This is a genomic window from Dermabacter sp. HSID17554 (genome assembly GCF_003989295.1).
GTDB lineage: Bacteria > Actinomycetota > Actinomycetes > Actinomycetales > Dermabacteraceae > Dermabacter > Dermabacter vaginalis.
On record NZ_RBLW01000002.1, the window covers coordinates 58,227 to 72,562 of the forward strand.

General features: G+C 63.4%; 12 protein-coding genes. 5 read left to right on the top strand and 7 right to left on the bottom strand.

Features of this window, described 5'->3' with window-relative positions:
- Positions 1 to 3: 3 nt before the first annotated feature.
- On the bottom strand, positions 4 to 840 hold the full coding sequence (locus tag D8M36_RS03370) for a glycoside hydrolase family 25 protein (protein ID WP_126846732.1): 837 nt from the start codon (positions 838 to 840) through the stop codon (positions 4 to 6).
- Between the two features lie 86 nt (positions 841 to 926).
- On the opposite strand from D8M36_RS03370, the gene D8M36_RS03375 reads away from it, so the two are divergent.
- A complete protein-coding gene (locus tag D8M36_RS03375; RefSeq protein WP_126846734.1) occupies positions 927 to 2,399 on the top strand; it encodes a protein adenylyltransferase SelO in 1,473 nt (490 codons plus the stop codon).
- 21 nt (positions 2,400 to 2,420) lie between these two features.
- Here the strand turns inward: D8M36_RS03375 and D8M36_RS03380 are convergent, their stop codons facing one another.
- The 5 genes from D8M36_RS03380 to D8M36_RS03400 form a co-directional block, all read right to left on the bottom strand.
- On the bottom strand, positions 2,421 to 3,569 hold the full coding sequence (locus D8M36_RS03380; RefSeq protein WP_148110237.1) for a hypothetical protein: 1,149 nt from the start codon (positions 3,567 to 3,569) through the stop codon (positions 2,421 to 2,423).
- Entirely contained in the window at positions 3,539 to 4,378 is an 840-nt protein-coding gene (nadE, locus tag D8M36_RS03385; protein WP_065248607.1) for an ammonia-dependent NAD(+) synthetase, read from the bottom strand. The genes D8M36_RS03380 and nadE overlap by 31 nt, the downstream gene beginning before the upstream one ends.
- A gap of 9 nt (positions 4,379 to 4,387) precedes the next feature.
- Entirely contained in the window at positions 4,388 to 6,364 is a 1,977-nt protein-coding gene (locus tag D8M36_RS03390; RefSeq protein ID WP_126846736.1) for an HSP90 family protein, read from the bottom strand.
- A gap of 76 nt (positions 6,365 to 6,440) precedes the next feature.
- The gene (locus D8M36_RS03395; RefSeq protein WP_126846738.1) at positions 6,441 to 9,401 is read right to left on the bottom strand and encodes a YhgE/Pip domain-containing protein; all 2,961 of its coding nucleotides are present in this window, start codon (positions 9,399 to 9,401) and stop codon (positions 6,441 to 6,443) included.
- A 12-nt stretch (positions 9,402 to 9,413) separates the two neighbouring features.
- The gene (locus D8M36_RS03400) at positions 9,414 to 10,067 is read right to left on the bottom strand and encodes a TetR/AcrR family transcriptional regulator (RefSeq protein ID WP_126846740.1); all 654 of its coding nucleotides are present in this window, start codon (positions 10,065 to 10,067) and stop codon (positions 9,414 to 9,416) included.
- Positions 10,068 to 10,278: 211 nt separating this feature from the next.
- On the opposite strand from D8M36_RS03400, the gene D8M36_RS03405 reads away from it, so the two are divergent.
- On the top strand, positions 10,279 to 10,839 hold the full coding sequence (locus tag D8M36_RS03405) for a TetR/AcrR family transcriptional regulator (RefSeq protein ID WP_126846742.1): 561 nt from the start codon (positions 10,279 to 10,281) through the stop codon (positions 10,837 to 10,839).
- Here the strand turns inward: D8M36_RS03405 and D8M36_RS03410 are convergent.
- Positions 10,836 to 11,516 carry a metal-dependent transcriptional regulator gene (locus tag D8M36_RS03410; protein ID WP_126846744.1) on the bottom strand — a complete coding sequence of 227 codons (681 nt, stop codon included), beginning with the start codon at positions 11,514 to 11,516 and terminating at the stop codon, positions 10,836 to 10,838. The genes D8M36_RS03405 and D8M36_RS03410 overlap by 4 nt on opposite strands.
- A gap of 150 nt (positions 11,517 to 11,666) precedes the next feature.
- On the opposite strand from D8M36_RS03410, the gene D8M36_RS03415 reads away from it, so the two are divergent.
- The 3 genes from D8M36_RS03415 to D8M36_RS03425 are packed head-to-tail and all read left to right on the top strand — an operon-like array spanning position 11,667 to position 14,335.
- Positions 11,667 to 12,233 (top strand): manganese efflux pump MntP, encoded by a 567-nt coding sequence (locus D8M36_RS03415; protein ID WP_238638367.1) that lies wholly within the window; start codon positions 11,667 to 11,669, stop codon positions 12,231 to 12,233.
- Between the two features lie 53 nt (positions 12,234 to 12,286).
- Positions 12,287 to 13,399, top strand: a complete 1,113-nt coding sequence (locus D8M36_RS03420; protein WP_126846748.1) for an FUSC family protein — start codon at positions 12,287 to 12,289, stop codon at positions 13,397 to 13,399.
- Positions 13,400 to 13,432: 33 nt separating this feature from the next.
- On the top strand, positions 13,433 to 14,335 hold the full coding sequence (locus D8M36_RS03425) for a putative selenate ABC transporter substrate-binding protein (RefSeq protein ID WP_126846750.1): 903 nt from the start codon (positions 13,433 to 13,435) through the stop codon (positions 14,333 to 14,335).
- The last annotated feature ends 1 nt before the right edge of the window (position 14,336 follow it).

Genomic DNA, 14,336 nt, shown 5'->3' on the forward strand with positions numbered 1-14,336 from the left:
TTCTTAATCTCCTTTGAGGTGCTTCGGTCGAATCACATCGATGTCGACCTTCGTGGAAATTCCCTCGACCGTGCCATCAAACCGCAGCTGCCACACCGCCCAATCCTCCTGAGCAGGCCTTTGACGCTCGGAGAAAAGCCAGTCTGGCCGGCCATCAGCGTGCGGAAGGCCGTAGTGCTGGCGCCACTCTTTACTCGAGTACACCACGACCTTGCGCCCCCAGGCCTTCTCGACCGCGTTCACGAAGGCCTCGACCTCGGCATTGGCGTGCTCAGCCTCGGGGCGCTTTTCGCACGCGCCATCAAATTCGAGGTCGAGGGCGGGCGGGAGTGCCCCCGAATCCGGTGGGGCCGCGTTCAAGAAATCGCGTGCCTGATCCGCTCCGGGGGAGCACAGCGTGAAGTAATGGTAGGCCCCGGGCGTGATGCCGACCTTCGTGGCGCCCTTCCAATTCGCGGCAAAATTCGGATCCGTGTATCCCGAGCCTTCGGTCGCTTTGATATACGCAAAGCTCACGCCGGAATCGGCAACATCGCCCCAGTTAATCGTTTTTTGATGCGAAGAAACATCAATGCCGAGGCTTTCTCCCTCGGTGAGCTCAACGCCGCGCGGCAAGTTCGAAAGTGCGGGCGCATCGGCGGGGGTTTCGGGGATCGTCATCACTCGTGCCTTGGCGGGGGTGGGCGCGGCGGCGGGGTTCGCGCGCGAGTTCGACGGCTGCCCGGCCGCGATGGTGTTCACGAGCGTAACAATCGAGACGAGCGCGAAGCACACGGCGAAGATGACGACGATCGCTTTGTATTGGCGCCGATAGATGTCGGCGCGAGAAAAGCGGGGCATACGGAAAGTGTAGTGGGGCAGCGCACACGAAGGTGGGTATGACGCTCGGTGAGCAAGCGTCGGGCATGCCCCTGTAGCGTGGTGGTGTGTGCTCCCAGTTTCCGCCCCTCACGACCCAGTTTGCGCGCGAGTTTCCAGGCTTCGTGCGCGAGTGTGCCCCCGACATTCCCACCGATACGCGCGTAGCGGCGGTGAATGCCCCGCTTGCGCGAGAGCTCGGGAGTGACCCCGGGGAGGAAACCGAGGCGGTCGAGGGCCTCGTTCGCGACTTGGCGAACGTGCCGAGCGCGCATGCGATGGCGTATTCGGGCCACCAGTTCGGCACGTTTTCCCCCGTTCTTGGCGACGGCCGCGCCCACCTCGTGGGCGAGTTGACCATTGGCGATGCACTCGTGGATGTGCACCTCAAAGGCAGTGGGCGCACGCCCTTCTCGCGCCCGGGCTCCGATGGCAAGGCGCCGCTCAGTGCGATGTATCGCGAATACCTCATCTCGGAGGCGCTTCATGCCCTCGGCATTCCCACGAGCCGCACTCTCGCGGTTCTCGAGACGGGGGAGCGGATCAGGCGCCGCGCTCCCGAGCCGGAACCCGCAGGGATTCTCGTGCGCACGGCTGCGAGCCACGTGCGGGTAGGCACCTTCCAGTTCGCGAGGATCGCTTCTGACCAGGGCGTGATCGAGCCGGATACGCGAGAAAGGCTCGTGCGGAGCATGCTCGAGCGGCACTACCCCGCTTGGGATGAGGGGCCCGACGCCTCTACGGCTCCCGCCCTTGCTCTTCTTCGCGGTGCCGCTTCGCGCCAAGCTCAGCTCGTTGCGCAGTGGATGGGCGTGGGGTTCGTGCACGGCGTGCTCAATACCGACAACGTGAGCGTTGCTGGCGAATCGATCGACTTTGGGCCGTGCGCTTTCCTCGACCGGTACGAGAGCGGCGCGTGTTTCAGTTCGATCGACACGGGTGGCCGGTATGCCTACGGGCAGCAGCCGGCCATCACGCAATGGAATATGGCGAGGTTTGCGGAGTCGCTCCTCGATCTGCTCGACCCGAATCCGGAGCGTGCGATCGACGACGCGAGTAGCGTGCTGAGCGATTTCGCCGAAGAGTACCGTGCGGCCTTCACACGCGTGTTCGCGAGGAAACTGGGGATCGGTGCCACACCGGGAGCGGGCGTAGAGCAATTCATCGCGGATACCCTCGACGCGCTCGAGCGCGAGGAGGGCGACTTCACGCTGTTCTTCAGGGCCCTCACCGAAGGTCGAGAGCTCGATGGGGAGTTCGCTGCGGGGAGCGCCTGGCGCGCGGAACTCGAGGAGCACCGCGCACGCGCCGGCACGAGTCCCGAGCAGTCCGAGATGCTCATGCGCGAGGCGAACCCGATCTACATTCCCCGTAACCACCATGTCGAGAAGGCACTGCGCGACATTGAGCGGGGCAATGCCGCCACATTCGAACGGCTCCTCGCGGCGATCCGCAACCCCTTTACGCGCGTGGACGGCTTAGACGATCTCGAATCTCCACCGCCGAATGCGCGCTTCTTCACGAGCTTTTGTGGAACGTAAGCGGCGAGGGCGAACGTACGCTCAGCCGCCGAGCTCGAACTCGAAGCGTTCGAGAGGCATGCTGCCGGCGCTCTCGAGCGATTTCACGCGGTCGCTCGTGCCATCACGCTTATCGAAGGCGATCGCGAGCGGGCGAGCTTCAGCGCGAGCCGAGTCAATGAAGCCCTCAATGGTCGTAGCCTCGCCGTGCACCCCCTCGATCTCAATCGCACCGTAGCCCTCGCGAGAGAGCTCGCTTGCGACCACCACGAGCTGCTTGAGAGCCGCGAGATACGAGCTCGGGGGGAGACCCTCGTGGCGAACATTCGGCAAATGCCGCACGAACAGCATCGCCGCGGTGCGGGGATTGCCCGTCGAGAGAAGGAACAGCATGTGGTCGATCTGGTGGCTGAGGTGCATGGGCGAGGACATGATGAGCGGATACGTGAATTCCGCGAGAGCCGCAGCCTCGGGAAGCCTCCCGGCGCGCGCAAAAGCTAGAAGCGCTTCCGACGCGATCGACTGTGGCTCCTCCGCACACACGTAGCCCTGATCGAGGATCTCGTCTACGAGGCGAAGAGCCGCCTCATCGTCGTCCATTTCCCACAGAATCGTGGCCTCTTGTGCCCGCGCGCACGCATCGCAGTTGGAGTATTCGTCGGGTGGGGAAGCCTTGATGCGGGCGAGCACCTCTCGCGCCTCATCGTTTCTGCCCGTTTCGAGAGCCAGTGAGAGCTCGGCCCACAGGATTCCCGCCTCGCCCGCGCCTTCGCGGCGGTAGGCGGCGCGCATCATGTCGAGCGCGGAGCGCACCTGGGCGAGCGAGTACTGCGGGTAGCTGAGAAGCATCACCGTGAGCCACTTGTACCACCACAGGAGGTCAACGTCCGGCTGAGCTTCGAGAGGTCGTGTGGGGTAGCGAGCCGGATCGGAGTCATGCATGTGCGCGCACCACAGGAACAGTGTGAGTTGCTCCGTAGCTTCGGCGGCCTGAAAGGCGAAACCCACAAGACGCATACGGATCTCGTACAAAGCACGCTTATCGCCAGACTCTTCCGCGAGGCGCTCGGCGCGTTTGCCGATGTCCCAGCGTTCCCGGTGCGGCATGGGCGCATGGGAATCGAAGCGGCGCGTGAGGCTTTCGAAAGTTTCGGCTTCGCTCATCGAGACCCCGGCGCGCCCTTCCACCACGTATCGGTGATGGTGACGGGGGTCGTGCGCTTGTGCCGCGAAGAAAGGTAGCGGCGCTCGATATTCTCGGCGGCGGCTACGGGGATCTCTCGGCCCTCGAGGTAATCGTCGATGTCGTCGTAGCTCACGCCGAGCTCGTCCTCATCAGTGCGGCCCGGATTGCCATCAAGGAGGTCGGCAGTGGGAACCTTCCGCCATAGCGGCTCCGGTGCGCCGAGATGCTCGAGGAGCGAGCGGATCTGGCGCTTGTTGAGGCCGAAAAGCGGGAGGATGTCGGCACCGCCATCGCCGAATTTCGTGAAGAACCCGACCGTGGATTCCGCGCCGTGATCCGTGCCGATTACGAGAAGTCCCTCGTCGCCGCCAATTGCGTACTGGGCGACCATGCGCAGGCGCGCCTTGATGTTGCCCGCATTGAAGTCGCTCGTCTCGTGGCCCGCCGCCGAAGTGAACTCGCTGCGAAGCGAATCCGTAGCGCCCTTAATGTTGATGGTCATTTCTCGGTCCGCACCGATCCAGTCCATCGCCGCTGCCGCATCGGCTTCATCGTGTTGGACACCGTGGGGGAGGCGAACCGCGACGAAGCTGGCATCGCCGCCCTGCGAGCGCACCTTCTCGACCGCGAGCTGCGCAAGACGGCCCGCGAGGGTTGAATCCACACCCCCGCTGATGCCGAGCACGAAGCCGTTCGTGCCGGTCGCGTGCAGGTATTCGGTGAGGAAGGCTACGCGGCGCTCAATTTCCACCGCGGGCTCGATATGGGGCTTCACGCCCATCTCGCTGATGATCGTGTGTTGAAGTTCGCGCATGATCCCAGCCTAACTTTCGTGACCGTCACCCGGCTCGAGAAAATCCTCGACCGAGATATCGCGCCGCATGAGGTTCGTGGAGAGCGCGAGCATGTCCGAAAGCGATTCGTTGAGGATCGCGCGATCCGCGGGCCTCAGCGGGTTGTGTCCCGCGAGCATCGCCTGCACGTACATCAGCCGCAGCGTTCGCGAGGCCACGACCTGATCATCCGTGTCGATGCCGGCGAGCATCTTCACGAGGGAGCTGTTCCAGTTGAGCACGAGCGTGGCGAGGGTGGGAAGGCCCGGCTCGGAGTTTTCCGACGCTTGCTCGGGGCTTGGCGCCGCCGTGACTTCACGCATGAGATCACCCCAGAATCCGCTTGTGGATTCCTCGAGGCGCTTGAGCTCCATGCTTCGCAAAACGTTGGGGTCGACGACGTAGAGGGCGGGGACATCTTCGGGCGTGAAAGCGCGCACCTGGACGTCGCAGTCGAGCCCGAAAAGCGCGGTTTCCGCGAGGGCCCGCACGCGTTCTGCGCCCTCGGCATCGGCGCCGAGCACGGCGCCGAATTGTGCGATCACATCGCCGAGCGTGATGGGGTTGGCGCTCGCGGAGGGGAGGGCCTCCCCAAGCATCCGCATGAGGTCCTTTTCGTACACGTAGCCCGCGTTGACAACGATCTGGTCGCTTGGAATCACGCCCGCGAGCTGGCGGAACTCTTCGGTTGTTTCCGCATAGCGCACGCGGGGGTTCGCCGCGACAATCTCGCTCACGAGCATGCGTCCCTGGTTCGTTTCAAACGTGAAATGGGGAAGCACGATGCGCGCGAGCTCGGCGTCGTGAACTGCGAGGGAGCGCAATGCGAGGTCGTGGATCGCAAGGAAGCGCTGGAGGCCGCGCGGATCGTTTTCGGCGAGGGAGAGAATCCATGCGCGCAGGCTCGAGGCGATCGCGCGCTTCGTGACCGCGAGCGCCTCATCGTTGACGAAGTTCTCGCGCGAGGCAGTGGGCGTGAGACCCGTGGAGTCGAGAACAACCCGCACGAAGAACGCCCATTCGGGCAGGAGGTCCGGCAGAGACTCGGAGACGAGGAGGCCGCCCATGTAAGCGCGCGTGGTTTGCTTCGCACCTGGGGAGGGCGAGGCTGGAAGTACGAAAGCGGTTCCCCGCGTGCCTGTTTCGGGAACGGAAATGTCGATCATGTCGAGCGGAGGGGCACCGAGCAGTTCTGCGCCGTATTCGGCGAGGTGCTCGAGATCCCGCTCGAGGGCCCATGCGTGGAGGTCCTCGATGCTGCCCTCCTCCAGAGTGCCTGTTTCCGAGGGGAGAACGGAAGGCGAGAGGTGACGCGTGAAGAACGGCGTGCGGTTCACGAATCGTTCGGTCCCGCGCGGACCGCACACCTCGAGTGTGACGGGCAGAAACTCCGCGTACAAGGTTGCGAGCTCCCACACGCGCGCGTACATCGTGAGTTCGCGTGACTCGGGGCGAGGCGTGAGACGCACCCGAGTACCAACCTTGATGCCCGCACCGGAGGTGCCTTCGAGTGGCTCGAGCGTGAATGTGCCATCACTGCGACCCACCCAGCGACTCGCCTCACTACCCGCGGCGGGACGGGTTTCCACGATGATCTCGTCGCTCACCATGAAACAGCTCAGCAGACCGATGCCGAACTGGCCGAGGCGATCCGTGCGAGGCAGATCGAAGATATCTCGCTTGCTCGATTGGCCGACCGTCGAGAGGAGTTCCGCCATGTCCTCGCGGTACATTCCCGCGCCGTTATCGGTGACAACGAGCTCGCTCGATTCGGGGCCGACGGGCGTGATGCGGATGAGGGCATCATCGGGTGCGAGCGTGCCCTGCTCGATGCTGGTCATGATCGCATCGCGCGCGTTCTGAATCAGCTCGCGAAGAAACACACTCGGGTGCGAGTAGATATGCGTACTCAGAAGCTCAACGACCGCGTGAAGGTTGACCTGAAACGGTTGGGAAGGAAGCGTCATGCTTCGATCCTACGGAACCAGGTGAGCCCTGGCGGGCGTCGGACCCCGATTGTGAATAACTCGCGCCCGATGCTACTCAGGCTTCCTGCTCCGGAGCCGGAGAGTCGGTGCCTTCCTCTCCCCGAGGAGCTTCGGCGTCCTCCGGTTCCTCCGCACGTTCTGAGGAACCGTCGGGATCTGCTGCTCCTTCGGAGCCTTCCGCCGTCTCAGCCGCGGACCCATCCTCGCGCTCAGCGCTCTCGACGCGGTCATGGATCTTCTCCTTGAGCTTCTCGACCCGGCGCTTCGCACGGATACCGAACAAGAGCATCACGAGGGCGACCGCCGAATAGGCAACCATGACCCAAATGAGGTGGGCGAAGTTGATCGAGCCGCCCGCGATCGCGACCCTCAGTGCGTTCACGACCGACGTGAAGGGCAAGTACGGGCTGATGATCTGGAAGAACTCCGGAGTCGTCTCAATCGGGTACGTAGCGCCCGCCGACGCGAGCTGAAGCACCGTGAAGATGAGCGACATGAAGCGTCCTACGGGACCGAAACACGCGACTAGCGCCTGGTTGAGCGCCATGAACGTGAGCGAGGCGATGAACGAGATGAGGAACGCCTGGCCTAGGCGCATCATGTCGATGCCCACGAGGAAGTGCACGGTCGAGACCATGAGCACCGACTGGAGTACGCTCACGAACGCGCTCGGAAGGTAGCTCGCGAGGGCGACGATCGCCGCGGGCATGTTGCTGCCCACGCGGCGACCGCTCAGGGCCGGGAATACGAGGAAGAACGCAAGCGCGCCGATCCACAGCGAAAGCGTCATGAAGTACGGGCCAAGGCCGTAGCCGTAACTCTTCACTTCGTGCAAACGATGCTTCGAGAGGTCGACTTGCTGCGCGGCGACACTCGCGAGGTGATCCTTCTCGGACGTGTTGTAATTCGGAACTTCTTCGACACCGGCAGCAAGACCGTCGTGAAGCTCATTCGCGCCGTCCTTGAGGTCACCGAGGCCGCCACCGAGTTTGCGCGCACCGTCGTTCAGGTCGCCGAGGCCACCGTTGAGCTTGACCGCACCGTCGTTGAGCTTGATGGCGCCATCCTGGAGCTTCACGGCGCCGTCGTTGAGCTTGCCGATACCGCCGTCGAGCTTCACGGCACCGTCCTGAAGCTTGCCCGCACCGTCCGTGAGGTCGCTCGTTCCGCTCGCGAGACGCTGGGCCCCGTCGTTGAGCTTGCCGCTTGCGGCATCGAGCTGCGAGGCGCCATCTGCGAGGGTTGAGGCACCCGCGAGTGCGGTTCCCGTGCCGTCCTTGAGCTGGCTCGTGCCACTCGCCAAACGGCCCGTGCCGCCCGTGAGGTCGCTGGCACCATTCGAAAGCTTGCCGAGCCCGTCGTCGAGTGTGTTCGCGCCGGTCGCGAGCTGGTTGATGCCATCCACAAGCTCGGTCGATTTCGCGTCGAGTTTGCCAACACCGTCGTCGAGCCTCTTGAATTTGTCGGCGACTTCTCGGGACTTCTCAGCCGCGTGGTCGAAGAGTGCGGGAAGTTCGTTGACCTTGTTATCGAGCGCGTGTGCGGCAACGTCGAGGGGAACGATGATCTTGAGGTCGAGGTCGCTCACGCCGGCGTTGATCTTTCGGGAGCGCTCCGCTATCTGATCGGCGCCGTCCTTGAGGCCGTCGATCATGAGCTTTTGCTGCTCGGGATCCATCTCGTCCCAGTGTTCTTGAATGTCCGCGAGCGATTCCGCGTAGTCTTCGGTGCCCTCGACGTCTTCGACCGTGAGCTTTTTGAGTTCAACGGCCTCATCGTGCGCACCGCGCGTCTTGTCCTTGACCTTGTGCAAGTCGTCCACGATCTCCGGACCGCGGTCGCTCAGGTCCTCCATGCGCTCGGCGATGAGTTCGGAGCCGTCGGCGAGGGCCGCCGACCCGTTCTTGAGCTCCGCGACCGCTCCCGGGAGGATCGCGGTTTTCGAGTTCAGTTCGTTGAGGCCCTCGGCAAGTTTCGCGGAGCCACCCTGCGCGTCCGTGAGCCCGTCGCGCAAGCGGATGGCGCCGTCGTTGACTTGCGTTGCGCCGTCGTTCAGCTGGCTGGCGGCCGAGTCGAGTCGACCCACGCCGTTTGCGAGATCACCCGCACCGGAGGCGGCGCGTCCCGTCGCGTCCTTGAGTTGCGTGGTGCCGTTCGCAAGATCGCCCGCGCCGTTCGCGAGCGTGACGGTGCCGTCCTTGAGGTCACCGAGGCCCACGACGAGCTTGCCGGAGCCATCCTTTGCGGTTGCGGTGCCGTCGGCCAGCTGAGCCGTGCCATCCTTCGCGGCGGCCGTGCCGTCCACGAGCTGACCCGAGCCGTCTTTCGCGGTTGCGGTGCCGTCGGCGAGCTTGTCGGCGCCGTCTTTCGCGTCGGAAGAACCGTCAGCGAGTTGGCCCGCGCCATCCTCGGCTTCCGAGAGCGAGTCGTGCATGTCGTTGAAGCCCGCGTAGATGTTGTGCAGGTATTCGTCGCTCACCTTTTCGTTGAGCGAGTCGGTGACCTGCGTGAGGATGCTTTGGGCGAGGTTGCCCGAAATCATGTTCTTCGCGTCGTTGGTTGTGATCGAGAGTTCGGCCTTGGCGGCCGTTGTGGGGTCGTCGTTACCAACGGAAGCGACATTCGTGCTGAAGTTTTCGGGGATCCGCAAAATCGCGTAGATCTCGCCGTCTTCGAGGGCCTTTTGGGCCTCATCCTCCGACATCTCGGTCCAGTCGAGGTTGTTGTTCGAGGTCGAGTCGAGAAGCTCGTCGGTCAGCTCGTCTCCGACCTCGAGGTCGGGATCGGAGTGACCTTTATCGAGGTTGACGACGGCCGCGGGCACCTGGTGGAGCCGGTTGATCGGATCGACGTTCGACCACGTGAGCAGTGCCGCGTACACGAGCGGGACGAGCGAAACGCCGATCACGAGGATCATGACGCGAATGATGGAGAGGCTGTTGCCTGAGTTGCGAAGGCGGCGCGCGACGGAGTTGGCCTTAGCCTTGCGCGAGGCTTCCCTGGTGGCTTGTGACATGAAGCGTTCTCCTTAGGCGGCCTTGAGGCCGGTCGCGGCCGCGAGGAAGGTGGTCGTCCTTTCGACCATCGCGGTGACCGGGAGGTCGTCGCGAAGGTCCTTGGTTGCTTGCGAGAGGAGGCCCGCCGAAAGGAATTCGGCGTAGCGTGCGGCGCGGGGGCCCGTGAGGCGTGTGAGCGCGTCACGCAGCGTGGCGAAGCCGAGCATGCGCCCCGCGAGGAATCGCGTGAGTTCGCTTTCGGCGGCACGCCCGCTTGGGCCGTTAAGAACCGCGAGGTAGAACGCGCGGTTTTCGCTCAGGTGCGTGAAGAGCGCCGTGAGGCTTTCGGCCGCAAAGTGGGTCCAGTTGTCGGGGAAGTCGGTGGGGCTTGTGGGCTCCGTGGGGTCCGACGCCTGCTGGGGGAGCATCGCGAAAACCTCTTCGAGGCGTTCCATGGCCGCCGCATGCATGAGCGTTGGGATATCTCCGAAGTGCTGGTAGAACGTGGGTCGGCTCGCGCCGGCGCGTCGCACGAGTTCGGAGACGCTCGGTGGCTGCGGGTTGTCGTCGAGGGCGTCGATCATGACGCGGATGAGCGATTCGCGTGATTTTTGTGCTCGCGGATCGATCGGGAGTTCCTCGTCGCGATGGACGAGGGCGCGCCTGGCGGCGTACAGGACAGACATGGGGCCTCGACTCTGCTCTTATTTACAGGTGTCAGTCTTTTCGACCGGATCAAAATTAGACCAGTGATTTACAGATGTAAAGAGATGTCGCTTACGTCTGTAAGAAATGTGGCATACCTCGCGTTCAGTCGCTACCCGCCACGGACGGTAACAAACGTTGTTATTTTGAAAAGCAATCCCCTCACCGCTGATCCCCGCCCCTAGGACCCCCATGCCCAGAACCAGCAAGAAAGAGTTCGCCCTCAAGGTCGCCTACCACCTCGTCACCGAAAGTGGCGGAGTCGACGGACTTACCTTCGATTCGCTCGCGGAAGCGAGCGGAATGTCGAAGTCGGGCCTCATCTACCACTTCCCGTCGCGTCACGACCTCCTCATTGAGCTTCACCGGTACGCCGCGCACCTGTGGGAGCGCGAGCTTGTTCGCGTAAGTGGCGGCAAAGCCCCCGAGGACCTCACGCAGGCACAGCGAGAGCGCGCGCTCGTCAGTGCGCTCGAGCGCGAAGAACCACTTGCCGAGATTCTCCTCAACATCCAGGCGCTCAGCCATCGTGACTATGAGAGGGCCTGGGATGACATTGACGAGCGCTGGCTTCTCAACCCGAGTGAAAATGTTGAGAGTGATGAGGATCTTGAGCGTCTCGAGGATCACGTTCTGAGTGCGGGGCTGTGGGTATACAACCACCTCAGTGGACGCCCGATTTCCGAAGCCAACCGGGCAAAGCTCGTCGAGCGCCTCGTGGCGCGTGCCGAGGCGCGCGAGCAGCGCGCTTAATCGCCGTTGGGTACCGCCCTGATTGCGCCGGCGATCTGGGCACTCAGTTCGACCTGCCCTTGCTCCATCTCGATGCTCATGAGGCCCGTCGAGTCAAGCCTCTCGAGAATCGTGAGGTGCGCCCCGGGTGCGAGGCCACGCTTCGCGCAGTAGCGCAGGATGTCCGGGTTTTCGTCGGAGACCCGCGAAACAACGAGCCTTTGCCCCTCCACGCAGCGAGCGAGAGGGACCCCCGGTGACGGTGCCTCGTGAATATCGCACGGGATGGGGTCCCCGTGCGGATCGACCGCGGGGTGCCCGAGAAGATCGTCCATGTGTGCGATGAGCCTGTCGCTCGTCGCGTGTTCGAGCCGGTCCGCTTCTTCGTGCACTTCGTCCCACGCGAATCCGAGGTGTTCCACGAGGAAAGTCTCAAGAATGCGGTGGCGTCGCACGACCTCGCGGGCAATTTTCTCGCCCTCGCTCGTGAGGGTGATCGCGCCGTAGGGGCGGTAGTCGAGGAGACCATCGCCCGCGAGGCGTTTGAGTTGCGCGGAAACGGTCGAGAGCGAGACGCCGAGTGCGGAAGCGATCGCACTCGTCGCGGGGGTGTGCCCGTCGTCTGGCCATTCGGTTGCCTTCCAGATAACAGCGAGGTAGTCCTCGGTGACCCTGGTCGGTTCCGACGTGGCTTTCATGGGGATGGGCCTCTCATGCGCGGGCAGCGAAGGGCCCTTCGGCCCGCTTCAAGAATCGCCCGCGAGATAGGGTCCGTCAAATTGTTTGGACGTCCTCACTTTCGGTTTCCTCTAGACACACCACTCACGGGCGCGAAAGTGTGGGGAGACGTGGACATCTTCGCAATTCTTCTTGTGGGTATCGGCCTTGCCGCCGATGCCTTCGCCGCCGCACTGACGCAGGGCGTCCAGATGCGGCAACTCTCCTACCGGGCCGCGGTGCTCATCGCGGTCGTGTTTGGCGCATTCCAGGGGCTCATGCCCGTACTCGGGTGGGCCCTCGCGTCGCAGTTCTCGCAGATTCTCGCGCCCGTCGAACACTGGATCGCCTTCGCGCTGCTCGCGCTTATCGGCGGCCTCATGATCCGCGAGGCCTTTGCCCCCGAGGATGTTCGCGAACAGCGCGAGGATGCGGGTTTCGACCTCAAGAAGATTCTCGTGTTGGGAATTGGCACGAGCATTGACGCCGCCGCGATCGGGGTGTCGTTCGCGATGCTCGACGTGAACATCGTCCAAGCCGCGCTCGTCATTGCCGTCGTCACCTTCGTGCTGTCCTTCCTCGCGGTCGTCATTGGCCACCGGGTCGGCGCCCGCTTCCGGAAACCAGCCGAGATTGCGGGCGGTGTGGTGCTCATTGCCCTCGGCCTCAAGATCCTCATCGAACACCTCGCGGCGTGAGTTTCCACTAGCGCTGATGCACGTTCAATTTGGATGGTTTTATCCTGAAGAACGTGCCTGAATCTCACGTTTCCCGCCACCACCGAACATTTCTGCACGCGATTCCTGCCGAAGCGAGAGAGCACGTGGGCTCGAGCGCCCGCACATTTGTGACCCTTGGCGAGGCGCGGGGAGAGTTCGTCCCTGCCGTGCGCATCTCCTTTTCGGTGGCCCTTCCCCTCGTGATTCTCCTTCTGCTGGGGCGCCTCGACCTTTCGCTGTTTGCGTCATTTGGTACCTTCAGCTCGCTGTATGGCCGATTCGTGCCCACGCGCGAACGCGTGCGCCAGCAGGCCATCGCGGGAAGCGCCCTGGTGGCGTGTGAGGTTTTTGCGACGGCCGCGCGTCACGTTGGGGCGCTCGTGCCGACGCTTCCCGGGGCCTGGATCGTCGTCATCGTTGGCACGATTGTTGCCGCCCTGACGTCGGGCCTCGTGCCCCGCTTTGGCTTGCGCCCAAGGGGCGTGCTGTTTTTCGTTTTCGCTTCGACCGCCATCACCACGAGCCCGCATAGCTTTCCCCTGTGGGTGCCGCTCCTGGTTGGCGGCGGAAGCGTGCTGATTTCCCTTGCGTTTAGCGCGCTTTTTCACGTGCTCGGTGAAGCTAACACGGACCGTGCGGTTCCCGCGCCCGAGCGCGTATCCCGCGCGGATTATGTGCAGGATGCGGGGCGGTTTTCTTCGGCGGCGCTACTCGCGGGATCCATCTCCACGGCTCTCATGATCCCCTCGCCGTACTGGGCGCAGGTGGCCGCCGTCGCCCCACTTTCCGAGACGCGTCGACTAGGGCAAGTCAACCGCGCCCTCCATCGCGTCGTGGGGACCGTTCTCGGTGTCGTGATTGCGGCGTTCCTCATGTCGTTCCCGAGCGAGCCGTGGCAAACGGTCGTATGGATCGTCGTGATGCAGTTCCTTGCGGAAATGTTCGTCACGCGCAATTACTCGCTCGGGCTCGTGTTCGTCACCCCGCTCGCGCTGCTCATGGTGCATCTCGCAAATCCGGAGCGAAACTACGAGATGCTTGTTCCCCGCATCGTTGAAACGTCGATCGGTGCCTGCGTCGGTATCGCCGTCGTCGTATTTGGACTGATTGTAGAGCGGAGATGGGCTTCGCGTAAGATTCGATAACGTCCGTTCTCCCTGCTGATAAGGATTTTTTTAATGGTTTCGCGACGCCGGGTCATCCAGGCTGCCGCCGCACTTCCCGCCCTTTCCTTTCTCGCCGCATGCGGGTCATCTTCTGAGGACTCCTCGCGCCCCCTTCGCGTGAGCGCAATTCCGGATCAGGATCCGGATGTGCTCACCGAACGTGAGGAAGCATTCGCCGAGTATCTTGCGAAGAAGCTTGAACGGGATGTTGAGTACGTTGCCGTTCCCGACTACTCCGCGTCGGTCGCGCAGCTCGGCACGGGCGATCTCGACCTCGTGTTTTACGGGGGTCTCACGGGGGTGCAAGCCCGCAAGCAGAACCCGGATGTCACGATCATCGGTCAGCGCGATATCGACGAAAAGTTCACGAGCATCTTCATCGCGAGCGCCGATTCCGGCATCGCGCCCGTGAGCGACGTTGCGGGCCTCTCGGTCTATGCGGGTAAGCGCTTCACGTTCGGATCGGAAACATCGACCTCGGGCCGCCTCATGCCGTCGTCATTCCTCGCCGAAGCGGGTGTTGAAGAGGGCGACCTCGCGGGCGAGCCAGGTTTCTCCGGCTCGCACGATAAGACCATCGAGCTTGTGCAAGCCGGCACCTACGAGGGCGGTGCCGTGAACGCGCAGGTGTGGAGGAGCCGCCTCGAAGAAGGCATGCTCGATACCGAGAAGGTCATCGCCGTTTTCGAGACGCCCACGTTCCACGACTACCACTGGATCCTTCGGGAAGAGGCCGAGAAGGACTTTGGTGAGGGCTTTGCCCAGAAACTCAAGGACGCCCTCTTCGCGATGCACGAGGACGAGGACGGCAAGGCCGTGCTCGAACTCTACAAGGCTGGCAGCATCATCGACGCGAAGCCCGAAGATTACGCACGCATCGAAGAGGCCGCCGAGAAACTGGATCTGCTCGGCTAGC

Bases quoted from the DNA above. Each gene is read 5' to 3' on its own strand.
- nadE (WP_065248607.1), bottom strand. From the start codon at position 4,378: ATGCGCGAACTTCAACACACGATCATCAGCGAGATGGGCGTGAAGCCC.
- D8M36_RS03395 (WP_126846738.1), bottom strand. From the start codon at position 9,401: ATGTCACAAGCCACCAGGGAAGCCTCGCGCAAGGCTAAGGCCAACTCC.
- D8M36_RS03410 (WP_126846744.1), bottom strand. From the start codon at position 11,516: ATGAAAGCCACGTCGGAACCGACCAGGGTCACCGAGGACTACCTCGCT.
- D8M36_RS03370 (WP_126846732.1), bottom strand. From the start codon at position 840: ATGCCCCGCTTTTCTCGCGCCGACATCTATCGGCGCCAATACAAAGCG.
- D8M36_RS03390 (WP_126846736.1), bottom strand. From the start codon at position 6,364: ATGACGCTTCCTTCCCAACCGTTTCAGGTCAACCTTCACGCGGTCGTT.
- D8M36_RS03425 (WP_126846750.1), top strand. From the start codon at position 13,433: ATGGTTTCGCGACGCCGGGTCATCCAGGCTGCCGCCGCACTTCCCGCC.
- D8M36_RS03400 (WP_126846740.1), bottom strand. From the start codon at position 10,067: ATGTCTGTCCTGTACGCCGCCAGGCGCGCCCTCGTCCATCGCGACGAG.
- D8M36_RS03405 (WP_126846742.1), top strand. From the start codon at position 10,279: ATGCCCAGAACCAGCAAGAAAGAGTTCGCCCTCAAGGTCGCCTACCAC.